Below are 25,675 nucleotides of genomic sequence, written 5' to 3'. Positions count from 1 at the left end.
CCGAAGGAAGGGGATGCCCTTGAGTCGTCCTCAAGTGCACCCCCTTCCCCCACGGCCCGCCCCGGCCCCGTTACTGGCGCACCGCGCCCAGCGCCGCCGGCCGGGTCCGCAGCAGCGCCCGGACCGGCATCCCGGTCGCCGCGAGGCAGAGCAGCACGGCTCCGGCGGCCAGCGGCAGGGCGAGCATCGGCGGCACGTACGGGGCGGAGCCCGCCACGCCCCGGGCGACCGGCACCAGGGTGATCCCGGCGATGGCCGCGCCGACCGCCAGCCCGGTCGAGGCCACCAGCAGCGCCTCCCAGCGCATCATGCCGCGCACCTGGCGCCGGGTGGTGCCGGCCAGGCGCAGCAGCGCGACCTCGCGGCGCCGGTCCAGCACCGTCATCACCAGGGTGTTGGCGGCGCTGACGGCGGCGAACCCGCCGAGCACGACGGCCATCACGGTGTTGGCCCAGCCACTGAGCTCCAGGTCCTTGTCGGACTGGGCGACGAACCCGGCCCGGTCGGTCACCGCGGCCCCGTCCAGCGCGCCCAGCCCGGCGGCCACCGCCGCGGGGTCGGCACCCGGCGCGTCGGCGACCAGCACCTGGCTGTCGTACCCGGCGGTGACGTGCGCGGCCACCGCGGCCCGGGGCAGCAGCGCCTGGCCGACGCCGAGCCCGCGGTCGTACACCGCGACCACGGCGGGCCGGACGGCGGTGCCGTCGCCGAGCCGGAGCGGGACCCGGTCGCCGACCCCGGCGCCGAGCGCGTCGGCCAGGGTGGCGCTCAGCGCGATGGTGTCGGGGGCGCGGCCGAGGTCGGCGAGCGTACCGCTGCGCACGCCCAGGTCGAGCACCTTCGGCAGCCGCGCCGGGTCGCCGTCGACGCCGAGCACGGGGGCGGAGCCCAGCTGGCCGCCGGTCTCGTAGACGACGCCGGTGCGCAGCACGCCGACGGCGGTGTCCACGCCGGGCACCCGGGCCGCCCGCTCGGCCGTCCCGGCGGGCAGGCCGGGGCCGGTGGCGCCGACCACGTGGTCGGCGGTGACGCCGGCCCGGACGTTCTCGCCGGCGGTGTGGCGCACGGTGCTCTGCAGGATCAGCAGGGTGCCGCAGAAGGCGGTGACCAGGACGATCGGGGTGATCGCGGAGGCCAGCCGGCGGGCGTTGGCACGGGTGTTGTCGGCGGCCAGCGAGCCGGGGGCGCCGCCGGCCCGCAGCGGGGCGCCGAGGATCACGGCGGCGGCCCGGGCCAGCCAGGGGCCGAGCAGGGCGACGGCCATCATCAGGCACATCACCACGCCGAGCGCGGTCTGGGCGGCCTGGGCGCCGTCCAGGGAGTTGGCGACGGCGGCGGCCGCGGCGCCGCCGGCGGCGAAGACCAGCCCGAGGACGGTGCGCACCCGGCCCGGGCGGGGCGGTTCGACGGAGGCCTCGCCGAGCGCCTGGGCGGCCCGCATCCGGGACGGCCTGCGGGAGGCCAGGAAGCCCGCGGTCAGCGCGGCGAGGGTGCAGGCGAGGACGGCGACGAGCATCGGCAGCGGGCCGACGTCCAGGCGGACGTCCGCGGGGACGGCGCCGCGCTCGACCAGCTGGCCGAACCACCAGCGGGCGAGGGCGAGTCCGGGCAGGATGCCGAGCGCCGCGGCGAGCGGCGCGACCAGCATCGCCTCGGCGGCGATGGTGCGGCGGATCTGGCGCGGGGTGGCGCCGACGGCGCGCAGCAGGGCGAACTCGCGGGCGCGCTGGCCGGTGGCGAGGGCGACGGTGCTCATCACCACGAAGACCGCGGTCATGGTGGCGTAGCCGCCGAAGGTGCCGCCGAGAGCCATCAGCAGACTGCGGGCGCCGCCGAGGGCGGGGTGCTCGACGGCGCCCCGGTCGTCGCCGGTGAAGGTCCTGGCGTCGCCGCCGACGGCCTGGCGGACCTGTGCGGCGAGCGCGGCGGTGCTCACGCCCGCGCGGGACTGGACGGCGACGGCGTCGATCCGGCCGGGGTGGCCGGAGAGGCGGTCGGCGGTGGCGTCGGCGAACCAGGCGGTGGGCCCGGCCTGCTGGGCGGCGGCCAGGCCGGAGACCCGGTAGTCCGCGGTGCCGCCGGGCGCGGTGAGCGTGAGGCGCGCGCCGGGGGCGAGGTGGGCGGCGCGCGCCGTGTCGGCGTCCAGCACCACCTCGTTCGCGCCGGGCGCGCGGCCCTCGACCAGGGTGTCGCCCGGCCCGGCGATGCCGAGCGCGGCGAAGCCCCGGCCGGTCAGGGCCGGCGCCGGGCCGGTGGCGGGCAACGGGAAGGCGGTGTCCGGGCGGGCGGCCGCGACCCCGGGCAGCGCGGCCAGCCGGCCGACCATCGCGGCGTCCGTCCGGGCCCGCTCCGGGGTGGCCTGCTCCGAGGTCTCGGTGCCCTCGCCGACCTTCTTCTGGATCTTCACCGCCTGCTCGGCCGCGACCACCACCGGGGTGTTCGCGTACCGGGCGGGCTTCAGGCTCGCGGTCAGACCGGTCTGCAGCAGCACGCCGCAGGCCACCACTACGACGGCGCCCAGCAGCAGGGCGACCAGGGTGCCCGCGAAGGACGCGGGCCGAAAGCGCACCGAGGAGCGCGCGAGTCCGTTGGTCATGCCGCCGCTCCCACCGGGCGGGCGGTCAGCGCGACCATCCGGTCCGCGACGGTCTGCGGGCTCGGGTGCGGCAGGTCGTCCACGATGTCGCCGCCGGCCAGGAACAGCACCCGGTCGGCGAAGGAGGCGGCCACCGGGTCGTGGGTCACCATCACCACGGTCGCGCCGAGCGAGTCCACGGCCTGGCGCAGCAGGGCGAGCACCTCGTGCGCGGTCCGGGTGTCCAGGGCGCCGGTCGGCTCGTCGGCGAACACCACGTCCGGGCGGGTGATCAGCGCGCGGGCGATCGCCACCCGCTGCTGCTGGCCGCCGGAGAGCTGGCCGGGCCGGCGCCGGGCGTGCTCGCCGAGACCCACCCGGCCCAGCAGCTCCCGCGCCCGGGCGCGGTCCTGGCGCTCCCCGGCGAGCCGCTGCGGGAGCAGCACGTTCTGCTCGACGGTCAGCGAGGGCAGCAGGTTGAAGGACTGGAAGACGAAGCCGATCCGGCTGCGGCGCAGCTTGGTGAGCCGGTTCTCGCTCAGCGCGGTGATGTCCTCGCCGCCGAGCCGGACCTGCCCGGAGTCCGGGCGGTCCAGGCCCGCCGCGCACTGGAGGAAGGTGGACTTGCCGGAGCCGGACGGGCCCATCACCGCGGTGAAGCTGCCGTGGGCCAGCGCCAGGTCGATCCCGCGCAGCGCCTGCACCGTCGCCTCGCCGCGCCCGTAGGTGCGGCTCACCCCGCGCAGCTCGATCGCGGGGGCCGCCTGCGGGGCGGTGCCGTAGGGGGTGCCGTACACGGGGGTGCCGTACACGGGGGCGGCGGGGGCGGCGTGGGCGGCGGGGGCGTACCCATCGGTGCCGTACTGGTCCGTCCCGAACTCGTCGGTCCTGCGGCGGTCTTGGCGGCGTGCCATGGGTGGGCCTTCCTTCGGTTCCGCGTCGTAGCGTCGCTCGTCGTCAACGTGCTCCAACCTAGGGAGGACGGACTCCGCGAACCATGCAGGCCACCGGCGGACCGGAGGTGGGGTTATCCCCCCACCGGTTCGGCGGGAACCCCCAGGTAGACGGCGCGCAGCTCGGCGAGCACCGGGTGGGCGGGGTCGAAGGCGGTGCCGTCCACGGCCGCCAGCGGACACACCCCGACACCCGCGTTCACCGCGAAGGCGGCGGTGAAGCGGTCCAGCCCGCCGGCGGCCAGCGGCTCGCGGGACTGCGGACCCCGGTAGGCGCCGGACAGCAGGGCCTCGGTCACGCCCGGCAGGCTCGGCCCCTGCGGCCAGACCAGCTTCTCCTCGGCCAGGAAACCCACGTTCCAGGTCGCGCCCTCGACCACCAGGCCGTCCTCGTCGACCAGCAACACGTCGTCGAAGCCCGCCAGTTGGGCCAGGCGGCGGTGGTGCACCAAACCGAACAGGCCGACGTGCTTCACCTCCGGCAGCTCCCGCCGGTACGCCGCGGTGCGGACCCGCAGCGGGGCGGGCGCGGCCGCCGTGGCCGGGCGGGTGGTCACCAGCAGGGCGGGTGCGGCCGGGGCCGCGGGGCGCTCCAGGCCGAGCTCCGGGTCGTACACGGTGACCCGGACGGTCACCGGCGCGCCGTCGGCGGGCAGCACCGCGCCGATCCGCTCCCGCACCGCCGCCCGGTCCAGCTCGGCGCCGAACAGCACCCGGCAGTCCCGGACCAGCCGGTCCAGGTGCAGCGCCAGACCGCGCACCCGGCCCTCCTCCGCCCGCAGGGTGGTGAAGTGCCCGTAGTTGAGCAGCCCCAGCGCGGCCAGCCGCGCCGGGTCGGCAGGGGCGCCGTCGATCTCGATCTCAGCCATCCCCCGAGTCTGCCAGCTGCGGGAATGCCGACGGAGCCTGCTCCGGCAGCCCCGACCGAGGCGGCCCCGACCGAGGCGATTCGGAGCGCGGCGGCCCGGAGCGCGGCGGCCCGGAGCGCGACGGTCCGGAGCGCGACGGTCCGGACTGCGGCGGCTCGGACTGCGGCGGCGACGCCGGGCGGTACGGGCTCACCATCGGCCGGCCCGCCTTCCGGGCCGCCCGCTCGAACTCCTCGATCCGGTACGCCAGGCCCTCCGGCTCCCCCGCGTCCGACCAGCGCCACGCCTCCGCCCACCACTGCGGGCCGCGCACCAGCGGGCGGCCGGCCAGCGCCAGGCACAGGGCCAGCGTGGAGCGGGCGTACTCGTGCACCCAGCCGTCGCAGCCCCGGTAGTCCGCCGTCTCGTCCAGCCGCAGCCAGCGGCCCTCCTGCCCGGCGGCCAGTATCGGCACCCAGCCGCGCAGCCGGTCGGCGACCAGCAGGAGCAGCCGGCCGTCCTCCTCCCGCACCCGGTGCACGGGGAGCTGGGGCATCCGGGCGAAGGACAGCGCATGCTTCCAGCCCACCACCCACAGCCCCCGGCGCAGGTAGTAGCGGACCGCCGGCTGCCAGGTCCAGTGCGCCTCCAGCCGGAACCCCGGCAGGCCCTCGGCGGTGGCCGCCGCGTACACCTCGTCCAGAGCGGCGGCAGCCAGGCCCCGGCCGCGCGCGGCCGGCGTCACGTAGAGGGAGGAGACGGCGAGCTGGCTCGGGCCCTTGGTCCAGTTGTCCACCGCGACGGTGCCCGCCACCGCGCCCGCGTCGTCCCGGATCCAGTAGCGCCGCCGGTACAGCTCCCCGCCCGGCCAGTCCCGCCCGCTCTCCCCCAGCCGCTCCCGCCACCCGCGCTCCGCCGACGGCGCCAGCCCGTCCGGGTCCACCAGCTCGCCCAGCTCGCCCTCCACCAGGGACGCCAAGTCCCAGAGGGCGAACCGCCGTTCCTCCCCCGGACCGGCCGCCCGCAGCCGCGGCCCCGCCGCCAGCCGGTCCTGTGCCCGCTCCACCGCCGCATCCCACGACCTCACCACAGGGCGAGGATAGCGGTGGGCCGGGGACGATCAGTAATCCACCGGCCACCGAACGTCAGCGCGAGGAGCGGGCCCGTCCCCGCCGCGCCCCGAGGCCCCTCCGCGGCCCTCCCCGGCCCTCGCCACCGCCACCGCCACCGCCACCGTGGCCACGGCCGCGGCCGTCCTGGCGGAGGTGGGGGAAACCCGACCACAGGACTCGACCTGGCCGTGATGACCCCGCCGAGCTGCGGCGATGCAATGAAGGGGTGACGAAACGGGCGTGGTGGTGGTGCGGCGGGTGGCTGGTCGCGGCCGGGTGGGCGGGGGCGTTTCCGGTGCTGTCCGGGCTCGGGCCGCACCGGAGTTGGGGGACCTTCGCGGCCTGCGGGTACCTGTCGGCGGCACTCGCCGTGGCGCTGGTACGGCGGCGCGGGCGTGAGGTGTCGGTGGCGCTCGCCGCCGTCGGGGCGGTGCTGGTGCCGCTGCTCGTGCTGGTGCTGGACGGGCGGGGGCAGAGCGAGGTCGGGGTGATCGAGCGCTCCGGGTCGCTGCTGCTGCACACCGGCACGCCGTACCTGGCCGAGCCGGCGTCCGTCGCCCAGTACACCCCGTACCTCCCCGGCATGGCCCTGCTGGGCCTGCCCCAGGCGCTGCTGGGCAACACGCCGCTGGGCGGGTCACCGCTGGGTGACGCCCGGCTCTGGTGTGCGGCGGTGTTCCTGGTCTGCGTGCTGCGGACGGTGCCCGCCGGGCGCCGGCTCGGCGCCGCCGCGCTCACCGTCTCGCCGGTGGTCGCGCTGCCGCTCTGCGTCAGCGGAGTCGACCTGCCGCTCATCGGCCTCTGCTGGCTCGCCCTGGTCCGCGCCGCCGAACGGCGGCCGGTGGCGGCCGGGTTGGCGCTGGCCGCCGCCTGCTCGCTGAAGTGGACGGCCTGGCCCGCACTCGCCGTGGTGACCGCCCTGCTGGCGGCCACGGCCGGACGGCGCGCGGCGCTGCGCGGGGCGGCCGTCACGGTGGGCGCGGCGGCGGTGGCCGTACTCCCGGTGGCGCTGCGCGCGCCCGGGCCGCTGGCGGAGCAGGTCTTCGCCTTCCCCACCGGGCGCGGCCGGCTGCCCACCCCGGCCGCCAGCCCGCTGCCCGGACGGCTGCTCGCCGATCTCGGCCCGCCCGGCTGGTACGCCGCCGTCTGCCTGCTGCTGCTCGCCGGGCTCGCCGTCGGGGCGTCCCTGCTCCTCCGACCGCCCCGCACCGCGGCCGCGGCGGCGCACCGGCTGGCCCTCGGGCTGACCGCGGCCTTCCTGCTGGCACCCGCCGGGCGGTTCGGCTACCTCGCGCTGCCGCTCGTCCTCGTTCTGCTCCCCCTCTCGTCCTCCGTTCCGGTCTCCGTTCCGCTCTCCGTTCCGAAAGGCCTGCCATGGGCACCACCCTCGTCGTCACCAACGACTTCCCACCGCGCCAGGGCGGCATCGAAACCTTCGTCCGGGCCATGGCCGACCGCGTCCCCGACCACGACGTCGTGGTCTACACCTCGGCCGAACCCGGCGCGGAGCGCCACGACGCCGCTCTCCCCTACCCGGTGATCCGCGACCGCGCCCGCACCCTGCTGCCGACCCCGCGGGCCACCCGCCGGGCCGCCGCGATAGCCCGCGCGCACGGCTGCGACCGGGTCTGGTTCGGCGCCGCCGCCCCGCTCGCCGCGATGACGCCCGGCCTGCGGCGGCTGGCGCCCGGCATCCGCCGCACGGTCGCCACCACGCACGGACACGAGATCTGGTGGGCCCGCACCCCGGGCGCCCGCGGCCTGCTGCGCCGGATCGGCCGCAGCACGGACGCGGTGACCTTCCTCGGGGCCTACACCCGCGCCCGGATCGCCCCCGCGCTCGGGCCGGACGCCCGGCTGGTGCGCCTGGTACCGGGGGTCGACCCGTCGGTCTTCCGGCCGGCCGGCACCACCGGGGTGCCGGCCACCGCCCCGGTGGTCCTCTGCGTGGCGCGGCTGGTCCCGCGCAAGGGGCAGGACACGCTGATCCGCGCGCTGCCCGCGATCCGCCGGGCCGTGCCCGGGACCACCCTGGTGCTGGTCGGCCGGGGCCCGGACGAGGACCGCCTGCGGGGCCTCGCCGGCCGGCTGACCGAGCCGGGCAGCGTGGTGTTCACCGGCGGCCTGGACCACGCCGGGACGGCCGTCCACTACGTCGGCGCGGACGTCTTCGCGATGCCGTGCCGCACCCGGCGGCTGGGCCTGGAGGCCGAGGGCCTGGGCATCGTCTTCCTGGAGGCGGCCGCGGCCGGCCTCCCGGTGGTGGCCGGCCGCTCCGGCGGCGCCCCGGACACCGTCCTGGACGGCGTCACCGGCACGGTCGTCGACGGCCGCGACCCCGCCGAGGTGGCCGCCGCCCTGACCCGCCTCCTGCTGGCCCCGCCCGCCGAGCGGGCCCGGATGGGGGCGGCGGGGCGGCGCTGGGTCGAGGAGCACTGGACCTGGGAGGCCTCGGCGCGGCGGCTCACGGAGTTGCTGGACCCCGCTTCGCCGCTGCCGGGCCCGGGCGCCCCGGCTGTTCCGGCTGTTCCGGCTGTTCCGGCTGTTCCCCGTCCCCCGGGCGCCCCGGCTGTTCCCCGTCCCCCGGCCTCCCTGGTCCTTCCAGTCGCTCCGGCTGTGCCCGGGCCTCCGTCCGCCCAGGAGGCTCCGGCCGGACCGGTCACTCCGCCTGCCCCCGCAGGTGCCTGACCAGTCGGGCGATGGCGGGCGCCCCGCCGTTGGCGCGGACCGCCGCCACCCAGTTCCTCGCCTGGCCCGGCAGGTCGTCGCGGCTCGGGCAGGAGAAGCTGAACAGCCAGACGTGGGCGGACAGATCACGCTCCGGCATGGCCCTCCACTCCTCACCCCCGGCCGCCATCAGCGTGTCCTGACAGGCCGCCAGCGCCCGGTCGCCGTCCCCGGCCCACTCCTGCCGCAGCCACAGCAGGAAGTTGGTCTGCGCCGCCGTGGTGTCCTCCCTGGTCGCCTCGCCCTTGAGCAGCCGGTTGACGATTGCGCTCTGCGGTTCCCGTGTCCTCTCCATGACGCCATCGTTCCGGCCGCACAACCCCGGTGACAAGTGGGTGAATTGCCGTCGGACGGGCGGACCGGTCACTCGCCGCGCAGGTGCGCCAGCACCGCGAGCACCCGCCGGTTGCCCTCGGTCGGGTCCAGGTCCAGCTTCATGAAGATGTTCCCGCAGTGCTTCACCACCGAGGCCTCGGTGATGCTCAACCGGGCCGCCACGGCCTGGTTGTTGAGGCCCTCGGCCAGCAGCGCGAGCACCTCGCGCTCGCGCGGGGTGAGGCGGGCCAGCGGGCGGTCGCCCGACCGGCCGCGCAGCAGCACCCGGACCACGTCGGGGTCGATCACCGTCTCCCCGTCCGCAACCCTCCGCAGCGCGTCCAGGAAGTCCGCGACGTCACCGACCCGGTCCTTCAACAGGTAGCCCAGACCGGCCGGTTGAGCACCGGCGGCGGCCAGCAGCCGGGTCGCGTACGGAGTGGCCACGTACTGGGACAGGACCAGGACGGGCAGGCCGGGGTGGCGCTCGCGCAGGGCGAGGGCGGCACGCAGGCCCTCGTCGGTGTGGTCGGGGGGCATCCGGACGTCGGTGACCACGATGTCCGGCCGCTCGGCATCGACGGCCGCGGCCAGCGCCTCGGCGTCGCCGACGGCGGCGGTCACCCGGTGGCCGCCGAGGGCGAGGAGTTCGACCAGTCCGGCGCGCAGCAGCACCGCGTCCTCGGCGATCACGACCCGGAGCACGGGACCTCCAGCCGCAGCGTCGTCGGGCCGCCCGTCGGGCTCGTCACCATCAGCCGTCCTCTCAGCAGTGCCACCCGGTCGGCGAGTCCCGCCAGTCCGGCCCCGGCGGCCGGGTCCGCCCCGCCGCGGCCGTCGTCGGTCACCTGGACGACCAGCCGGCCCCCCGCGACCCGCCCGTGGACGGTGATCGCGGTGGCGCCGCTGTGCTTGGCGGCGTTGGTGAGCGCCTCGGTGACGGTGAAGTAGGCGGTGGTCTCCACGGCCGGGTGCAGCCGCTCCGGGAGCTCGATGTCGGCGTCCACCGGGATCGGGTGACGCAGCGCGACCTCGGCGACGGCGGCGGCGAGCCCGTGGTCGGTGAGCACCTGCGGGTGGATGCCGCGCACCAGCCCGCGCAGCTGCTCCAACGCCTGCCGGGCCTCGCCGCGCGCCCGGGTGACGAGGTCCGCCGCCCGGCCCTGCCGGTCGCGCAGCTCGTACTCGGCGAGCCCGAGGGTCATGCTGAGCGCGACCAGCTGCTGCTGCGCCCCGTCGTGCAGGTCGCGCTCGATCCGGCGCCGCTCGGCCTCGAAGGCGTCGGCCAACCTGGCCCGGGAACGGGTGAGTTCGAGCACCTGGCGGCCGAGGTCGTCCTCCCGGGGGGCGAGCAGGAAGCGGGCCAGCGCGACCTCGGCGGCGGTCAGCAGCGCCCCGGCGTACGCGCAGAGCAGCAGGCCCGCCAGCCCGGCGGCGGTGAACGGCAGGGCGGCGAGCGGCCCGGGGACGGCGCGCCCGGGGATCAGCATCACGGTCTCCGGCGCGAGCGCCCAGACCACCAGCGGGGAGAGCACGTACAGGCCGGAGAGCACCAGCAGCGCGGTGAAGCCGAGCGCGGCGGCGGCCAGCACCGTCGAGGCGAGCGCGGCATGGGCGAGTTCGCGCCAGGTGGCCCGCTCGCGCAGCCGGGTGCGGATGCGGGCCCGGCGGCCCGCCCCGGGCAGGCTGCGGTGCGGGTCGGGCAGTGGGACCGGCTCCACCAGCCGCAGCCGCCACCGGGCCGCGGTGGCGGTCGGAATGCCGATGAGCGCCAGGGCGACCAGCAGCGGGATCCCGACGCCGATCGCCCCCAGGCCCAGGCCGAGCACCAGCAGCACCACGAGGACCGCCAGCAGCACCGGCCCGAGCAGCGCACTGCCCAGCAGGTACGCCCAGCAGCGCGGCACCCAGCGGGTGAACGGGAAGCGCAGCGGGTGCGCCCACAGCGCCTCGCCCACGGCCGTCGGCCGCGGATCCGCCTCGCGGCCCCCTTCGCCGCCCCCGCCGCCCTCGCCGTCGCTGACCTCGCTCACCCGGTCCACCCTAACCGACGGGCTGACGGCCCTTCGGGTCCTCCGCCGGGGCCCCGCCCTCGGCCGCCACCGGGGCCGGGCGCGGCCGGGCCAGCGCGACGGCCGCGATCACCAGCGCACCGCCGACCAGCGCGTTCCAGCCCACCGGCTCGTGCAGGAAGGCCACGCCCAGCGCCGTCGACCAGAGCGGCATCACGTACGTGACGGCGGAGGCCACCGTCGTCCCCGCGCCGCGGACCAGGGCCAGATTGAGCAGGTACGCCAGGCCGGTGCCGACCACGCCGAGCACCAGCAGGGCGAGCGCCGGGCCCGCCCCGGGCCAGTGCGGAGCGCCTGCGGCGAGCGGCGCTACCAGCGCCAACTCGGCGGAGGCGCAGGCGATCTGGAGCGCGGAGAGGGTGGTCACCGACTCCGGGCGGCCGGACAGGAAGCGGCGCAGATAGGCGAAGCCGGCGCCGTAGCAGCAGGCGGCGGCCAGGCAGGCCAGCGCGCCGGCGGTCGCCCCGGCGCCGAGGCCGCGCCAGACCCCGAGCACGGTGAGCACGCCGAGGAAGCCGAGCCCGAGGCCGGCCAGTCGGCGGGCGCCCGGGCGGCGCTCCCCGGGGACGGCCAGCACCGCGAACAGCAGGGTGAACAGCGGGGTGGTCGCGTTCATCACCCCGGCGAGCACCGAGCCGACCCTGGTCTCGCCGAACGGGAAGAGGGTGAACGGCACCGCGTTGAGCAGCACCGCCACCACCGCCGAGTGGCCCCACAGCACCCGGTCGCGCGGGGCCCGCTCGCCGCGCACCACGAGGATCGCCCACAGCGCGGCCGCGCCCAGCAGACAGCGCCACAGCGCCACCCAGAGCGGCGGCACCCCCGCGTCGACCGCGACCTTGATCAGGGCGAAGCTCGCACCCCAGATCGCCGACAGGGCCACGAAGCCCGGCAGCCAGCGCCGCACCCCCACCACCTCCTTGTCCGTGTCCGTGGCCGCGCCCGTTTCCGCTTCCGTCTCCGTGGCTGCGTCCGTGGCTGCGTCCGTGGCCGTGCCATCAACTGGACAGAGCGTGGCCCGGCACCGGACCATGAGTCCAACAAGTGGCAGCACACCCGCGATGAGGAAGTCTCATGACCTCGGACGTCAACCTGGCCCAGCTCAGGGCACTGGTCGCGGTCGCCGACACCGGCGGCTTCGGAGCGGCCGCCGACGAGCTGGGCATCAGCCAGTCCGCCGTCTCGCACGCCGTCGCCGCGCTGGAACGCAACCTCGGCGCGCCCGTGCTGCGGCGCGGCAGCCCGTGCCGCCCCACCCCGCTCGGCGAGCAGATCCTCCCGCACGCCCGGACGGCCGTCGCCTCGGCCGCCGCCGTCCGCGCGATCGCCACCCGGCACTGCGGCGGCCTGACCGGCACCGTACGGCTGGCGGCGCCCACCACCGTCTGCCAGGCGCTGCTGCCCGGGCTGCTGAAGGACTGGCGGGCGGCCCATCCACAGCTGACCGTCCGGGTCTTCGAGGGCGAGGACGAGGAGCTGGCGGCCTGGCTGGAGGCGGGCACGGTCGACGCCGCCGTGCTGGTGGACGCCGGTCCGCTGCCACCCGGGGCGGTCGCGCTCGGCGCCGACTCGATGCACGCGCTGCTGCGCCGCGACCATCCGCTCGCCGACCAGCCGACCGTCCACGTGGCGGAGTTGGAGGACGACGACTTCCTGCTCTCGGAGGGCGGCTGCGAGCGTCACATCCGCGAGGCCTACCGGCGGGCCGGTACCCGCTTCACGCCCCGGCACCGCATCCGCGACCTGAACACCCTGATCGGCATGGTGCACGCGGGCGTCGGGGTCTCGGTGATGCCCGCGCTGGCGCTGACCATGCTCCCGGCCGACTGCGTGCTGGTCCCGATCCGGCCCGCCGTCCACCGGACGCTGTCGCTGACCGGGCCGACCGGCCGCCCGTGGGCCCCTGCGGTCAGCGGACTGCTGGCGGGGGTGGGCGCGGACACCGCCGTCGGGGCCTGAGCCCCCGGCGCCGGGCGCTCAGCTCCATCCGTCCGGCGGCAGCCAGGGCGGTACGGGCAGGTCCCACCGGACGTCGAACCGGGCGACGACGGCGCGCAGTTGACGGGCGTGCCGGGGCGACAGCGCGAGCATCACCGCCTCCAGCAGGTCCCGGCCGTCCCACGGGCAACCGCAGCAGAACCAGTACAGGTCGCGCTCCGCGTAGTCCTCCCACAGCCGGCGCTCGGGACGGTGGACGTACGCCCGCCACCGACGCAGTGCGGCCGCCGTGTCCCCGGGCCGCAGGTGGTTCCGCGTACGTTCGAGCCGCGCGATCTCGGCGAGGGCCCGCGCGGACACCCCGTCGATCGCCGGCTGCGCTCCTCGGACCCGGCGGCGCGGAAGCTCTGCGCGGATCCGTCCCGGCCGACTACGCGGCACGGTCCTTTCGGTCGGTCGTCATGGGCGCCATGCTGCCACGGGCCCGCCCGGCGATCCACGGCATTTCCGCCTGTCCGCGCACCCGCCGGACTCCTCGCGCGCTGTCGTGCCCGTGACGGACGGGCGGGCTTGACCCTTGTGGGGTTGACCCCCCTTCCCCATAGGTCTATACCAGTGAGGACCTTCGGCAACCACCCGCCGCCGACGGTCCGTTCGGCCGCCGCGCCACCCCCACACCCGGCGCGACCAGGCCGGCCTCCCCCACCGCCGTTTCCTGGAAAGGCTTCCGATGGAACGCGCTCTTCCCCCGCATTCCCACCGGCACACCGCACCTCGCCCCGCCCGTCGCCCCGCCCTCGGGCGCCGCGCCGCGCTCGCCGTGGCCGCCGCGCTCGGCCTGGTCGCCGGCGGCGTCGCCGCCCTGGCCGGCACCGGCTCCGCCTCCGCGGACACCACCGGCACTACCGGCACTACCGGCACCACCGGCACCACCGGCACCACCGGCACCACCGGAGGGCTCGGCAGCAACTGGTACGCCTCGGCGCCGTACCTGATGCCCGAGGACAACAGCCCGCCGGACGCCGCCGCCGTCATGGACGCCACCGGCCAGAAGGCCTTCCAGCTGGCGTTCATCCTGGCCCAGGGCAACAGCTGTTCGCCCGCCTGGGGCGGCACCTCCTCGATCGACACCGACACCACCATGCCGAGCGTCATCCAGACCGTGCGCGGCAAGGGCGGGGACGTCTCGGTGTCGGTCGGCGGGTACGGCGGCACCAAGCTGGGCCAGGTCTGCGGCACCCCCGAGGCGACCGCCGCCGGCTACCAGAAGGTGATCACCAAGTACGGCCTCAAGGCGATCGACTTCGACCTGGAGGAGCCGGAGTACGAGAACACCGCGGCCATCCACAACGAGATCGGCGCGGCCCGGATCCTCCAGCAGAACAACCCCGGCCTGTACGTCTCGATCACCACCGCGGGCACCAACGCGGGCACCGGCTGGTTCGGCACCCAGATGCTCAACGAGGCCAAGTCGCAGGGCTTCACGCCGGACAACTACTCGATCATGCCGTTCGACGGCGGCTTCGGCGGCGCCGCGGCGCAGACCGACGCACTGGTGAAGTTCAACCAGATCCTGCAGGGCACCTTCGGCTGGAACGAGGCCACCGCGTACGCCCACGAGGGCGTGTCGATGATGAACGGCCGCACCGACGCCGCCGAGTACTTCCACCAGTCCGACTTCCAGACCGTGCTGGACTTCGCCACCGCACACGGCCTGGCCCGGTACACCTACTGGTCGGTCAACCGGGACCGCCAGTGCGCGGGCAACGTCGACCCGGGGCTGTCCGGCTCCTGCTCCAGCGTGGCGCAGAACGACTGGGACTTCACCAAGTACACGGTGAAGTTCGCCGGGGCGACCCCGCCCACCACGCCGCCCACCACCCCGCCCACCACCCCGCCCACGACTCCCCCGACGACTCCTCCGACCACCCCCGGCAGTTGCACCGCCCCGGCGTGGAGCGCGAGCACCACGTACACCGGCGGCGCCAAGGTCTCGTACAACGGGCACAACTACCACGCCAAGTGGTGGACGCTGAACGAGGTGCCGAGCGCCGGCGGCCAGTGGGGTGTCTGGGCCGACGACGGGCCCTGCTGAGCGCGGCTTGCCGGTGCCCCGGGTCGGCCCGCACCCCGCCGCTGACGGCTGGGTGCGGGCCGACCCTGCGGGGCACCGCGCAGGTCACTCCCCGGCGAACCGCTCCCGCAGCTCCACCAGCACCTCCGCCGCCTCCGACAGCCCGGCCGCCTCGCAGCGCGCGATGCCGGCGGTCAGCCGGTCCACCGCCGCCTCGGTGCGACCGAGGTCGCTGCCCTCGATCAGCGCGGCCAGCCGGACCGACTCCGCCCGCGGCGACTCGGCCCGCTCGCCGCCCGCCTCGTACTCCGGGACGGCCCGCTCGGCCTCGGCCAGCGCCTCCTCGTACCGCCCGGCGACGGCCAGCGAGCGCGCCCGCTCGTAGTGCGAACCACCGCGCAGGTACCAGGAGTTGTACTCCTCGCCGCCCTGTTCGGCCGCCTCTCCGACCGCGTCCGCCTCGGCCAGCAGGGCGAGCGCCGCCGCCAGCCCCTCCGCACCCTTCTCCCGCATCGTCATCCGAGCCAACTCCCGCAGGGTGGAGGCCAGTTGGTCCACCTGCGGGGCCTTGCCGTGCGCCTCGCGGGCGCGGGCCAGCGCCGCCTCGGCGGCGTCCGGGCGCTCCGCCCGGGCGAGCGCCAGGGTGGCCTCGCAGGCGACCATGGTGTGGGTCTCCTGGTCCTCCCAGCCGGCCACCAGGTCGGCCAGCCGCAGGTACTCCTCGGCGGCGTCCCGGTGCTCCTCCAGCTCGGACAGCCCCCGGGCGAGGTCCAGCCGGGCCTGGGCGAGCATCCGCACGTCCAGCCGGGCCGCCGACGCGTCCAGCAGCACCGACTCCAGCACGGCCACCGCGTCCGCCGCCCGCCCGGTGTCGCGCAGCACGTCGGCCAGCTGCATGCGCACCCGGGTGGCCTCCTCGACCGCCTCGGCGCCCTTGCGGTCGTAGCGCGCGGCCGCCTCCGACAGCGCGCGGACGGCGCCGCCGAGGTCCCCCACCTGGAGGCAGCCGTGGCCGAGCATCATGTACGTCGGCGCGTACGGGTAGGAGTCGTCGCCCCAGCGCACGGCCTCGGCCAGCGCCCGGTGGAACACCTCGACCGCCTGGCCCGGCTCGCGGCTCTGCAACAGCACCTGGCCCAGCAGGCCGAGCACCCGCGGGGTGTGCCAGGGCAGCTCGGCGGCGTCCAACTGGGCCAGCACCTCGCGCAGTTCGGCCTCCGCCTCGGCCAGCAGGCCCTTCCGGGCGGCGGCGTCGGCGGTGTACTGCCGGGAGGTGGCGGCCCGCCGCTCGGAGCCGAGCTCCACGGCCGTGCGCCGGTAGGCCCCGACCACCGCCTCGAAGCGCTCGGCGACCTCGTCGGCGGGCTCGGGCAGCGTCTCGACCAGGTCGTGGTGGGCGGCGTAGGCGCGGGTCTGCAGCACGATCAGGTAGTCGTCGTCGGTCAGTTCGCCGCCGGCGCGCAGCTCCTCGGCCCGCGCCAGCGCCGCGTCGAGCGCCGCCCAGTCGGCCCGCCGGCCGCTGTGCCCGGTGTCCGCGTCCGCATCCGCGTCCGCGCTGCGACCCGAGCCGCCGTCGCTCTCGTGCCCGGCGCTCTCGTTCCGGGCGCTCTCGTTCCGGGTGCTCTCGCCCCCGTCGCTCTCGTCATCCAGGTCCGCGATGAGGGTCCGGGCACGGCACATCAGCGCCGACCCGGCCAGCCCCGCCTGCTCGAACAGCTCGGCGGCGGCCAGCAGCCCGGCCTTGCCCTCCGCGTACGCGTCCCGCTGGAGCGCCTCGTGGGCACGCTGCTCGGCGAGTTCGGCGCGCAGCCGCTCGGGGCCGCCCAGCTCGGCGCTCCGCGGGTGGACGAAGTCCGCGGCCCCGGCGCGCTCGGCGACCCGCTTCCACAGCCGGTCGGCGTCCGGGTGGCCGAGCACCTCCAGCTCGCGGGCCCGCAGCACCAGGGCGGTGAAGTCCTCCGGCTCCGGCTCGACCGTCCGGCGCGGCGCGGGAGCGACGGCCGGGGCGTCGGACAGCCCCGGCGCGGCGACGGCCCGCACACCCAGTGCCAGCGGCTCGGCGAGCAGCGGCTCGACGGCCAGCCGGGCGCGCCGCTCGGCGCCGACCGCGCCGGTGCCGTTGCGGGCGTCGAAGCGCGCGGCCAGCGCGTCGGCCTCGGTGCGCACGTGGGCCAGCAGGGAATCCACCGTCCAGGTGGTGCCCGCCGGGCCGCTGACCGCGAGTCCGCCGTGGCCGGCCCGGGCGAGCAGGGCGAGCAGCACCTCGACGCCGGTCAGGAAGCCCAGCCGGGCCGCGGGTTCGCCGGTGACCGCGAACAGGTCCCGGTTCTCGGCGAGCAGTTCCAGGCCGCGCGGCTCGTTGCCGGACAGCGCGCAGAACTCGATGTGCAGGCCGACGGCGTTCAGCATCGAGGCCTTGCCCCGGGCGTAGCGGTAGCCGGAGAGGTGGCCGGAGCGGGCCTCGTCCAACCGGCCCCGGCGCAGCTGCGCGAGCAGGGCGGTGGCCTGGCTGAGGTAGGGCTCCTGCTCGCAGCCGCTGCGGCCGTCCAGCACCGGGGCGATCACCTCCAGCGCCCGGGCGTCGTCCCCGGCGGCGATGAAGTGCCGGGCGCGGGCGCGGGTCTCGCAGGCGTGGCAGTCGCTCAGCTCGGAGCGCGGGCGGGCCGCCCACAGCTCGTAGGCGTCCTGCGCGTCGAGGCCGGTCTGCACGGCCAGGTGGTAGCGCTGGGCGTAGTACGGCTGGAGGTCGTGGCCGGCCGTGCGGTAGCGGTCGCGCAGCTCGGTGTGCCAGCGCCGGATCGCCGCGAGCGGGACGTCCGGGGTGTCCTTGAGCGCGTCGGCGACCCACTTGAAGCGCCAGAGCACCTGGTGCCGGGCCCATTCGCCGAAGCCGTCCGGGTCGGTGTCCCAGAGCTTGAGGATGCGGGCGAAGACGACCGGGCTCTTGCTGCGCTCGCCGTCGTACTCGTAGGCCTCCATCAGTTCCAGCAGGGCCATCGAGCGGATCCCGGTGTCCTCGAACTGCTCGGCGGCGTCGACGAGTTCCTCGGCCGTGACGGTCCTGGTCCGGCCGTACGGGCGGGCGTCGTTCTCGCGCAGCGCGGCCATCACCGCGTCGGGGGTGTCCAGCATCACGCCTCCTTGTCGCCTTCGGGGGTTCCCGCCGCCTCGTGGCCGAGCATGGCGTGGTCCAGCAGGCTGATGAACGAGCGGTTGAGCAGGGCGGACTCGCTGGCCTTGAGCGGGCGGCGGGTCATCAGCACGGCCTGCCCGTACAGCGCCTCGACGGCGGTGACGGCCAGCTCGCGGCTGGTGACGGTGGCGGCGCGGCGCACCAGCGGGTTGAGGTGGTTGAGCACCAGTTGGGCGCGGGGCACCTCGGCGCGCAGCGAGCCGAGGATGTCCGCCCACAGCCCGTCGGCCTCGTCGGCGAGCTGGGCCCTGGTGCGCTCGTGCCGGGCCTCCCGGTTGTCGAGCAGCAGGGCGGGCGCGTTGGTCGGGTGGAAGCTGCGCAGCGCGACGTCGCAGTCGAACCGGCCGACGACCTCGCGGGCGATCGCCAGGAAGGCGTTGGCGGCCAGCTCGACGGCCGGGTCCACGGTGTCCAGGTGCGCGGTGACGGTGCCCGGGTCGAGGTCGGAGACCGAGACGCCGGGCCGGATCTCGGGCAGCCGGTGGACCAGGTCGTGGTCGTAGGTGTAGCCGCCGTTGACCACGCCGAGCCCGGCCGCGGCGGCGATCGGGGCGACCTGGCGGAACTCCTCGACCGTACGGGTCACCAGCACCGTCGGGTGGCTGCGGGCGAACTCGTCCAGGGTGACGTTGCCGTCGGTGGTCTCGAACGGCAGCCAGGGCAGCATCATCCGCAGCAACTCGTCGTCGTAGCGGGCGAGTTCCTTGACGGCCAGGTGGTGGACGGAAAGGAAGCGGTGCAGCAGCGCCGGGTCGCTCGCGGACAGGCCGGTCAGCCAGTCGCGGATCCGGGCGCCGAGCGCGTCCCGGACGGCGGCCAGCGTCTCGTCGGCGTACAGGCCCTCGCGGGAGGCGGTCGGGCGCAGCCCGTCGGTGTCGACGACGCAGCGGACGAAGAAGGCCCAGTCCGGCAGCAGTTCGTCGGCCTGGTCGGAGAGCAGCATGCCCTTGAGGTGCACCCGGTGGCCGTTGCGGCGCGAGGGCGGGGCGGCGTCCGGCAGCACGTACGCGACGCCGCGCAGGCCGACCAGCGGCAGGTCCAGCTCGATGGTGTCGAGCGGGGTGAAGTCGAAGGCGGCGCGGCAGTACTCGGTGAGCGCGTCGCGCCTGGCCAGCGGGGAGGCGTGGCGCTCGGCCCACGGCGGGGTGCGGTTGACCCGGTGCTCGGTGCCGGCGGCGTCGATCACCGTGACGTCGTGGCGCAGCAGGCTGCCGAAGTCCCGGGCGAGGGTGAGGACCCGGCCGGGGCGGGTCCACTCGGCGGCGTCGGCGCGCGGGGCCAGCGTGACGGTGGTGCCCGGCTCGGGCTTGGCCGAGGCGGGCAGCGTGCGGATGGTGTAGCTGCCGTCGGAGCTGCCGCGCCACTCGATCACCGGGGCGTCCGGGGCGGCGGCGGAGCGGGTGACCACGGTGATCTCGTCGGCGACCACGAAGCAGGCGAGCAGGCCGATGCCGAACTGGCCGATGAAGTCGCCGCGGGCCTTGGCGAGCCCGGCGCCGTCGAGCCGGCCGTCGGCGTCGCGCTTGGAGCTGCGGCCGATGGTGGCGAGGAAGGTGTGGACGTCCTTCTCCGTCAGGCCGATGCCGGTGTCGGTGACGGACAGCTCGTCGTCGGCGCGGACGGTGATCCTGGCCGGCGCCTCCGGGTCGAGGGCGCGGCGGGCGGAGATCGCGTCCACCGCGTTCTGCAGCAGCTCGCGCAGGTAGACCCGCGGGCTGGAGTAGAGGTGGTGGGAGAGCAGGTCCACCAGACCGCGCAGGTCCACCTGGAAGGTGTGCGCACTCGTCGGGTTGTCGGTAGGGGACACCGGAGGCTCTTTCGATCGCGGGGTGGATGGCGGTGGTGGGGTGCGGGTGCGGGTGCGGGTCGGTACCGGCACCGGCACCGGCACGCCTCAGCGCCAGTACGAGGTGCAGCGGTCGCGGTGGGCGCGGAAGGCCTTGACCGGATTGCCCGACAGGTAGTGCCAGGGCGATTCGGTCACGAAGCCGTCCAACGCCTCGAACAGCAGGCGCGCGGTCTTGGGCTGGTCGGCGAGGGAGAAGGCCATCGCGAAGGTGTTGAAGGCGCCCTGCCAGCCGCGCGCCGGCACGAAGGCCGGGTGCAGGACGGACCGGAAGGCCGCTTCCTGCAGCCCGGCCACCACGGCCGGACTGGTCAGGTAGGCGCGGTCCTCGCCGTCCGGGAGGGCCAGCCAGTGCTCCAGGTGCGCGACCGCGACCAGCTCACCGAGGCGGCTGCCCTCCGGGGCCGCGAGCATCACGGAGCGGGCGAACTCGTGCATCTCCTCGTGCGAACCGCCCCACTTGGCGCTCAGCTGCTGCAGCCTGACCCAGTGCGAGGCGGAGTTCCCGGGCGCCCGGCGCACCGCGGCCTCGAAGCGACTGGTGGCGACCTCCGGGCCGAGCGAGGCCCCGAGGGCGCTGGTCTGCAGGAACCGCCAGGGGGCGTGCCAGGACGGCTCGCGCTCGGCGACCTCCAGCAGTTGCTCCTCGGCGACCTCCAGCCGCTCGTGGAACACCTTCCACCGCTCCTCGGTGACGTCCTTGGCCCGGGCACCCGTCCGGGCCTCCCAGCCCCAGTCGATGTGCCGGGCACCGGACAGCAACAGCAGCAGCGTGTCGTCCGGGGTGTCGGCCAGCGCGCGGGACGTCCACTGCTCGACCCGGGGCACGTCGGCTATCGCGCCGACCAGGAAGGTCAGGTCCTCGCCCTCGGCGGCGGCGAGCGCGGGGCGCAGCGCGGCCCAGTCCCCGTCGGCGGCCTGGCGGAGCGCCAGACGCACCGACTCGTCCCCGTACGCCGGGTCGAGCCGCGGCTCGGCAGCACCGGCCGGCGCGGCCGATCCGGCTCCCCGTCGGCCGAAGCCGAACCCGAACCCGCGCCGCTCGGCCCGGTCCTCCCCGCCCTCCCCGCCGGAGCGGCGTCGGAACAGCGGCATGTCTGGCCCCCTCGAACGTCATCGGTATCTTTCGCATGGCCGCACAGTGGCCACGAGATAGGTACATATCACGGTCGACTGACATCCGTTTCCCCAGCCCAGCGCCCCGCCCGTGCGGGGAGGGGCCCCTCAGCCCACGCCCGGCCCGGCGTCCGGCGCCTTCCCGGCCTGGGCCTGCTCGATCCGATTGACCAGCATCACCGCGAACTTCCGCGTCGCGGCCACGTCCACCGGACCGCCCTCGCTGGTCACGCTCGCCACCACGGTGCCCGAGCGCACCACGATGCCGACGCCCTCGCCCTCGGCCAGCGGCCCCTGGAAGGCCTGGCTCTCGCTGCCCAGCACCGGGGTGTCGATCTTCTTGAACGGCCCGGCGGCGTACGAGGCGTAGCTCTCCTTCAGCCGCTGCGCCGCCGCGTCCCGGCTGGGCAGGGTGTCCACCAGGAAGCGGACGACCACGTCCCCCGAGGAGAACCGGACCGACCCGCTGAGCGGCTTTCCGGCGCACGAGGCGGCGGCGGCACCGGCGCAGGTGACCTTGTGGTCGGCCGTGTCGACCTTCCGCTTCTCCTCCTCCCAGCCGGCCATCGCCTTGGCGTCCGGCAGCACCTGCCCGACCACCTTGTCGTCCAGCAGCGCCACCTCCAGGTCCCCGTGCGGCGCCTCCACCGCGGCCGGGGCCGGCGCGGAGGCGGGCGCCGAACCCGCCCCGGGCGCCCCGGCGTCCGACCCGCTCGGCGCGGGCGCGGGCGCAGCCGCGGACGCGGACGCCCCGGCCGTACCCGTCGACGTCGCCGCCGGACCCGACGCGGACGAACCCGCGGCCGCCGCCCCGCCGACCCCCTTCGACCCCCCGGAGGAGCACCCGGCCAGCACGCCCGTCAGCACCCCCGCCGCCGCCACCGCGGCAAGCACCCGCCGACCACCCATCCCCGTCGCCCTCCCTAGACCTGTCAGTGACCCCTCAAGATAGCGACCGCCCCGCCCGCGAACGCCGACGGGGCGGCGACCTGTCGGTCACCGCCCCGCCGTGCTGCTCGTCGTACCGCTGTGTCGTCCTGCCCTACCGGTGGATCAGACCGCCGGAACCGGGAAGGTCGGGTACTCGACGCCCGAGATGTACTGGACGACCCGGATCACCTGGCACGAGTAGCCGAACTCGTTGTCGTACCACAGGTAGAGGATCGCGTTGTCGCCCTCGACCTTGGTCGCGCCAGCGTCCACGATCGAGGCGTGGCGCGAGCCGATGAAGTCGCTGGAGACGGCGTCGGGCGAGTCGGTGAAGTCGATCTGGCGCTTCAGCGGCGAGGTCAGCGAGACGTTCCGCAGGTACTCCAGGACGTCCTCGCGGTTGGTCTCCCGCTTGAGCTGGAGGTTGAGGATCGCGATGGAGACGTCCGGCACCGGGACGCGGATCGAGCTGCCGGTGATCTTCGCCTGGAGGTCCGGCAGGGCCTTGGCGACGGCCGAGGCGGCACCGGTCTCGGTGATGACCATGTTCAGCGGCGCCGAGCGGCCGCGGCGGTCGGCCTTGTGGTAGTTGTCCAGCAGGTTCTGGTCGTTGGTGAACGAGTGGACGGTCTCCACGTGGCCGCGGACCACGCCGTACTCGTCCTCCATCGCCTTCAGCGGCGGGACGATGGCGTTGGTGGTGCAGGAGGCGCAGGAGAGGATCTGCTCGTCCGGCTTGATCGTGTCGTGGTTCACGCCGTGCACGATGTTCGGGACGTCGCCCTTGCCCGGCGCGGTCAGCACGACCTTGGCGATACCGGGGCGCAGGTGCTTCGACAGGCCCTCGCGGTCGCGCCAGCGGCCGGTGTTGTCGATCAGGATCGCGTCCTTGATCCCGTACTCCGTGTAGTCGACCTTGGTCGGGTCGTCGGAGTAGATCACCGTGATCTCGTTGCCGTTGGCGATGATCTTGTTGTTCGCCTCGTCGACGGTGATCGTGCCCTGGAACTGGCCGTGGATGGAGTCACGGCGCAGCAGCGAGGCGCGCTTGACCAGGTCGTCGCCGCCGCTGTTGCGCACGACGATGGCCTTCAGCCGCAGGCCGTTGCCCGAGGCCTTCTCGACCAGCAGGCGGGCGACCAGCCGGCCGATGCGGCCGAACCCGTACAGCACGACGTCCTGCCCGGACCGGCGCTCCAGCTTGTTCTCGCCGGTGGCACCGACGACGGCCCGGGCGGTGAACTCCGCCACCGACAGGCCGCGGTCGTCCGCCTTGTACGTCGCGGCGAGCATGCCGAGGTCGATCTGCGAGGGGCCGAGGTCCAGGGCGGTCAGTGCCTCCAGGAACGGCATCGTCTCGGTGACCGAGAGCTCCTCGCCGGCTATCTGCCGGGCGAAGCGATGCGTCTTGAGGATGCTGACCACCGACTTGTTCACCAGGGAACGGCTGTGGAGCAGAACGGTGACGTCCCTCTCCCGGTGCAGCCGCCCGATGATCGGGATCATCGACTCCGCGATCTCCTCGCGGTTCTTCCAGTCCGTGAACACGTCGTCGTTGACAGTCACAAGTCCATCTTTCGAGCTGAGGGTGTTGCCCACATGGTAGCTTCGCCCGCCCGCGCCCCGACCGCCGGTCCCTCCCCCGCCCGCCCCACCCGAGCCCCCGACCTGCGCGTTCACCCCCGCCCCACCCCAGAAGGTGATCACCGCCACCCCCGACCGGCCCGCCGCCGGGCGGCCCGCCGCGAGTGATCACCGGGGCCAGTACAGTGAGGCGCACTGCCCGGCCGCGCGGACGGGCCGGGGCGCGCGAGGGGGCCGGGGTGGCGACGCTGGGTATGCACCGGGACTTTCTGCTGGAGTTCGCGGCACTGGAGAAATCCGTGCAGCGCAGGGTCTTCGACGTGTTCGAGAAGTTCACCGGAGCGACGCACACCGGCGCGCATCTGGAGAAGCTCACCCACCAGCGGGACCCCCGGATCCGGACCATCCGGATCACCGACTTCTGGCGCGGGGTGGTCCTCAAGGCCGACCGGGGCGACGGGTACATGCTGTTGAAGGTGCTCCCCCACGACAAGGCGAACGACTGGGCGTACAAGCACCGGGCCTCGGTGAACGCCGCCACCCAGGGCGTCGAGATCCGCAACGACGTCGCCCTGGAACGCGCCACCGAGTCGCTGAGGGCCCTGGCCCCCGACGAACCCCGGAGGCTCTTCGCCGACCGCTCCGACAAGGTCCTGCGCAGCCTGGGCATCGAGGAGGAGATCCTGCCGATCATCCGGCTGCTTCCGGACGAGGCCCATCTGGAGGCGCTCCACCGGGTCCTGCCGGAGCAGCAGTTCGACGTTCTGATCGGCCTCGCGAGCGGGATGGAGCCGGCCGACATCGACCGTGAGATCGTCCAGGCGTACGCGCGGGCGGCGGCTCCGGTGAACGCCGCGCAGCCCGAGGACGGGCTGGTCTCGGCGATGGCCCACGCGCGCGGCCGGGTCGCTCTGGTGTCCGGCCCCGAGGAACTGCGGGAGATCCTGGAGCGCCCGTTCGACGTGTGGCGGATCTTCCTGCACCCGGCCCAGTACCGGATCGCCTACCGGGAGTCGTACAACGGGCCGGCCCGGGTGACCGGCGGCCCCGGGACCGGGAAGACGGTGGTGGCCCTGCACCGGGCCTATCACCTGGCGCGCCGGCTGCCGCCGGACGCACCTGACGGATCGATTCTGCTGACCACCTTCACCAAGGACCTCGCCGGCGAGCTCGAACGCTGCCTCACGCTGCTCATCACGGACGAGCGGATCAGGGCGAAGGTCCGGGTGGTCACCGTCGACGCGCTGGCGAACGAGGTGCTCCGCCGCTCGCGGGGCGGCGCCCCACTGAAGACCGTCTTCAACCGGCGCGCGGTCCTCGCCCGCTGGGGCCGGATCGTCCGCCGGCTCGGGATCGACTTCACCGACGTCTTCCTGGACCAGGAGTGGCGGCAGGTCGTCCTGGCTCAGGCGATCGAGAGCCCGGAGCAGTACCTGAAGGCACAGCGGTCCGGCCGCGGTACGGCCCTCGGTCCGCTGCAGAAGGCCCAAGTGTGGCGTGCGGTCGCCGCGTTCGAGGACGAGCTGCGACAGGCCGGGGAGTTGACGTTCCTGCAGGTCTGCGCGCAGGCCGCGCGGGCGCTCGACGAACAGGACGACCGCCCGTTCCGGCACGTGGTGATCGACGAGGCGCAGGACCTCCACCCCGCGCAGTGGAGGTTCCTCCGCGCGATCGTCGCGTCCGGACCGGACGACCTGTTCCTCGCCGGCGACCCGCACCAGCGGATCTACGGGAACAAGGTCTCGCTGCGCTCACTCGGAATCCAGGTCGTCGGACGGTCCTCCCGACTGCGGGTCAACTACCGGACCACGCACGAGATCATCAGCTGGTCCGCGTCCCTGCTGACCGGCGAGCGGCCCGACGACATGGACGGCGGCGAGGACTCCCTCGTCGGCTACCACTCGACCCTGCACGGCGCGCACCCCGAGGTGCACGGCCACGTCGACAAGGCCGACGAGATCCAGGACCTCGTCGCCCGGATCGCGGAGTGGACCGCGTCCGGCGTCGCCCCGGAGGACATCGGCGTCGCCGCCCGGACCGCCCAGCTCGGCCGCGAGGTCGCCCAGGCCCTGGAGCAGGCCGGGACGCCCGCCTACGTGCTCGGCAACGCGCCGTCCCCCGGCGTCCGGGTCGGGACCATGCACCGGATGAAGGGCCTGGAGTTCCGCTGCGTCGCCGTGGTGGGCGTGAGCGACGGCCTGGTGCCCATGCGCAGCGCGATCACCCCGGTGGACACCGACCCGCTGCAGCACCAGGAGGACCTCAGCGGCGAGTTGAGCCTGCTCTTCGTGGCGTGCACGCGTGCACGCGAGGCCCTCAGCGTGTCCTGGCACGGCACACCGAGCGTCTTCCTCGAACCGGTCGTCCCGGCGCAGCTGCTCGCACGGTGACC

At 75.3% G+C, this 25,675-nt stretch carries 18 protein-coding genes and 1 pseudogene; 5 read left to right on the top strand and 14 right to left on the bottom strand.

The window, feature by feature from the left end:
- Positions 1-70: 70 nt before the first annotated feature.
- The 4 genes from ACZ6EM_RS03970 to ACZ6EM_RS03955 form a co-directional block, all read right to left on the bottom strand.
- The gene (locus ACZ6EM_RS03970; protein ID WP_465771591.1) at positions 71-2,596 is read right to left on the bottom strand and encodes an FtsX-like permease family protein; all 2,526 of its coding nucleotides are present in this window, start codon (positions 2,594-2,596) and stop codon (positions 71-73) included.
- Positions 2,593-3,489, bottom strand: a complete 897-nt coding sequence (locus tag ACZ6EM_RS03965) for an ABC transporter ATP-binding protein (protein ID WP_465771590.1) — start codon at positions 3,487-3,489, stop codon at positions 2,593-2,595. Before ACZ6EM_RS03965 ends, ACZ6EM_RS03970 begins: the two co-directional genes overlap by 4 nt.
- A gap of 113 nt (positions 3,490-3,602) precedes the next feature.
- Entirely contained in the window at positions 3,603-4,397 is a 795-nt protein-coding gene (locus ACZ6EM_RS03960; protein WP_452177612.1) for an aminotransferase class IV, read from the bottom strand.
- Positions 4,390-5,463 (bottom strand): GNAT family N-acetyltransferase, encoded by a 1,074-nt coding sequence (locus tag ACZ6EM_RS03955; protein ID WP_465771589.1) that lies wholly within the window; start codon positions 5,461-5,463, stop codon positions 4,390-4,392. The genes ACZ6EM_RS03960 and ACZ6EM_RS03955 overlap by 8 nt, the downstream gene beginning before the upstream one ends.
- A 320-nt stretch (positions 5,464-5,783) precedes the next feature.
- Between ACZ6EM_RS03955 and ACZ6EM_RS03950 the strand changes: the two genes are divergently transcribed.
- Positions 5,784-7,028 (top strand): glycosyltransferase 87 family protein, encoded by a 1,245-nt coding sequence (locus ACZ6EM_RS03950; protein WP_465771588.1) that lies wholly within the window; start codon positions 5,784-5,786, stop codon positions 7,026-7,028.
- Positions 6,935-7,975: pseudogene (locus ACZ6EM_RS03945) on the top strand (glycosyltransferase family 4 protein); the annotation flags it as partial. The gene ACZ6EM_RS03950 and the pseudogene ACZ6EM_RS03945, both read left to right, overlap by 94 nt.
- 172 nt (positions 7,976-8,147) lie before the next feature.
- Here the strand turns inward: ACZ6EM_RS03945 and ACZ6EM_RS03940 are convergent.
- The 4 genes from ACZ6EM_RS03940 to ACZ6EM_RS03925 all read right to left on the bottom strand — a co-directional run bounded on the left by ACZ6EM_RS03940 (position 8,148) and on the right by ACZ6EM_RS03925 (position 11,509).
- Entirely contained in the window at positions 8,148-8,510 is a 363-nt protein-coding gene (locus ACZ6EM_RS03940) for a hypothetical protein (protein ID WP_465771587.1), read from the bottom strand.
- A 68-nt stretch (positions 8,511-8,578) separates the two neighbouring features.
- The gene (locus ACZ6EM_RS03935) at positions 8,579-9,235 is read right to left on the bottom strand and encodes a response regulator transcription factor (protein WP_359897632.1); all 657 of its coding nucleotides are present in this window, start codon (positions 9,233-9,235) and stop codon (positions 8,579-8,581) included.
- The gene (locus ACZ6EM_RS03930; RefSeq protein WP_465771780.1) at positions 9,220-10,488 is read right to left on the bottom strand and encodes a sensor histidine kinase; all 1,269 of its coding nucleotides are present in this window, start codon (positions 10,486-10,488) and stop codon (positions 9,220-9,222) included. Before ACZ6EM_RS03930 ends, ACZ6EM_RS03935 begins: the two co-directional genes overlap by 16 nt.
- Positions 10,489-10,573: 85 nt before the next feature.
- Positions 10,574-11,509 carry a DMT family transporter gene (locus ACZ6EM_RS03925; RefSeq protein WP_465771586.1) on the bottom strand — a complete coding sequence of 312 codons (936 nt, stop codon included), beginning with the start codon at positions 11,507-11,509 and terminating at the stop codon, positions 10,574-10,576.
- Between the two features lie 167 nt (positions 11,510-11,676).
- On the opposite strand from ACZ6EM_RS03925, the gene ACZ6EM_RS03920 reads away from it, so the two are divergent.
- The gene (locus ACZ6EM_RS03920) at positions 11,677-12,561 is read left to right on the top strand and encodes a LysR family transcriptional regulator (RefSeq protein ID WP_401048384.1); all 885 of its coding nucleotides are present in this window, start codon (positions 11,677-11,679) and stop codon (positions 12,559-12,561) included.
- Between the two features lie 18 nt (positions 12,562-12,579).
- Here the strand turns inward: ACZ6EM_RS03920 and ACZ6EM_RS03915 are convergent, their stop codons facing one another.
- Positions 12,580-12,900, bottom strand: a complete 321-nt coding sequence (locus ACZ6EM_RS03915) for a hypothetical protein (protein ID WP_465771585.1) — start codon at positions 12,898-12,900, stop codon at positions 12,580-12,582.
- A 370-nt stretch (positions 12,901-13,270) separates the two neighbouring features.
- Here ACZ6EM_RS03915 and ACZ6EM_RS03910 point away from each other — a divergent pair, with 370 nt between their 5' ends.
- A complete protein-coding gene (locus ACZ6EM_RS03910; RefSeq protein ID WP_465771584.1) occupies positions 13,271-14,635 on the top strand; it encodes a chitinase in 1,365 nt (454 codons plus the stop codon).
- Positions 14,636-14,719: 84 nt separating this feature from the next.
- Here the strand turns inward: ACZ6EM_RS03910 and ACZ6EM_RS03905 are convergent, their stop codons facing one another.
- From ACZ6EM_RS03905 to ACZ6EM_RS03885, 5 genes are all read right to left on the bottom strand, one after another.
- The gene (locus ACZ6EM_RS03905) at positions 14,720-17,746 is read right to left on the bottom strand and encodes a hypothetical protein (RefSeq protein ID WP_465771583.1); all 3,027 of its coding nucleotides are present in this window, start codon (positions 17,744-17,746) and stop codon (positions 14,720-14,722) included.
- Entirely contained in the window at positions 17,746-19,614 is a 1,869-nt protein-coding gene (locus tag ACZ6EM_RS03900) for an HSP90 family protein (RefSeq protein WP_380543532.1), read from the bottom strand. The genes ACZ6EM_RS03905 and ACZ6EM_RS03900 overlap by 1 nt, the downstream gene beginning before the upstream one ends.
- 87 nt (positions 19,615-19,701) lie before the next feature.
- Positions 19,702-20,748 carry a hypothetical protein gene (locus tag ACZ6EM_RS03895; RefSeq protein WP_465771582.1) on the bottom strand — a complete coding sequence of 349 codons (1,047 nt, stop codon included), beginning with the start codon at positions 20,746-20,748 and terminating at the stop codon, positions 19,702-19,704.
- Positions 20,749-20,877: 129 nt separating this feature from the next.
- Entirely contained in the window at positions 20,878-21,678 is an 801-nt protein-coding gene (locus ACZ6EM_RS03890) for a hypothetical protein (protein WP_465771581.1), read from the bottom strand.
- Between the two features lie 144 nt (positions 21,679-21,822).
- Positions 21,823-23,265, bottom strand: coding sequence for a glyceraldehyde-3-phosphate dehydrogenase (locus tag ACZ6EM_RS03885; protein WP_401056053.1), 1,443 nt, complete (start codon positions 23,263-23,265; stop codon positions 21,823-21,825).
- Between the two features lie 257 nt (positions 23,266-23,522).
- Here ACZ6EM_RS03885 and ACZ6EM_RS03880 point away from each other — a divergent pair, with 257 nt between their 5' ends.
- A complete protein-coding gene (locus ACZ6EM_RS03880) occupies positions 23,523-25,673 on the top strand; it encodes a UvrD-helicase domain-containing protein (RefSeq protein ID WP_401053140.1) in 2,151 nt (716 codons plus the stop codon).
- The last annotated feature ends 2 nt before the right edge of the window (positions 25,674-25,675 follow it).

This window comes from Kitasatospora sp. NPDC041917, assembly GCF_055589745.1.
The sequence above is the reverse complement of the archived record's forward strand: the minus strand, read 5'-3'. Positions and strand labels throughout refer to the sequence as shown.

Coding starts and splice junctions, on each gene's coding strand:
- ACZ6EM_RS03940 (WP_465771587.1), bottom strand. CDS start 8,510: ATGGAGAGGACACGGGAACCGCAGAGCGCAATCGTCAACCGGCTGCTC.
- ACZ6EM_RS03960 (WP_452177612.1), bottom strand. CDS start 4,397: ATGGCTGAGATCGAGATCGACGGCGCCCCTGCCGACCCGGCGCGGCTG.
- ACZ6EM_RS03970 (WP_465771591.1), bottom strand. CDS start 2,596: ATGACCAACGGACTCGCGCGCTCCTCGGTGCGCTTTCGGCCCGCGTCC.
- ACZ6EM_RS03920 (WP_401048384.1), top strand. CDS start 11,677: ATGACCTCGGACGTCAACCTGGCCCAGCTCAGGGCACTGGTCGCGGTC.
- ACZ6EM_RS03965 (WP_465771590.1), bottom strand. CDS start 3,489: ATGGCACGCCGCCAAGACCGCCGCAGGACCGACGAGTTCGGGACGGAC.
- ACZ6EM_RS03910 (WP_465771584.1), top strand. CDS start 13,271: ATGGAACGCGCTCTTCCCCCGCATTCCCACCGGCACACCGCACCTCGC.
- ACZ6EM_RS03905 (WP_465771583.1), bottom strand. CDS start 17,746: ATGCTGGACACCCCCGACGCGGTGATGGCCGCGCTGCGCGAGAACGAC.
- ACZ6EM_RS03895 (WP_465771582.1), bottom strand. CDS start 20,748: ATGCCGCTGTTCCGACGCCGCTCCGGCGGGGAGGGCGGGGAGGACCGG.
- ACZ6EM_RS03890 (WP_465771581.1), bottom strand. CDS start 21,678: ATGGGTGGTCGGCGGGTGCTTGCCGCGGTGGCGGCGGCGGGGGTGCTG.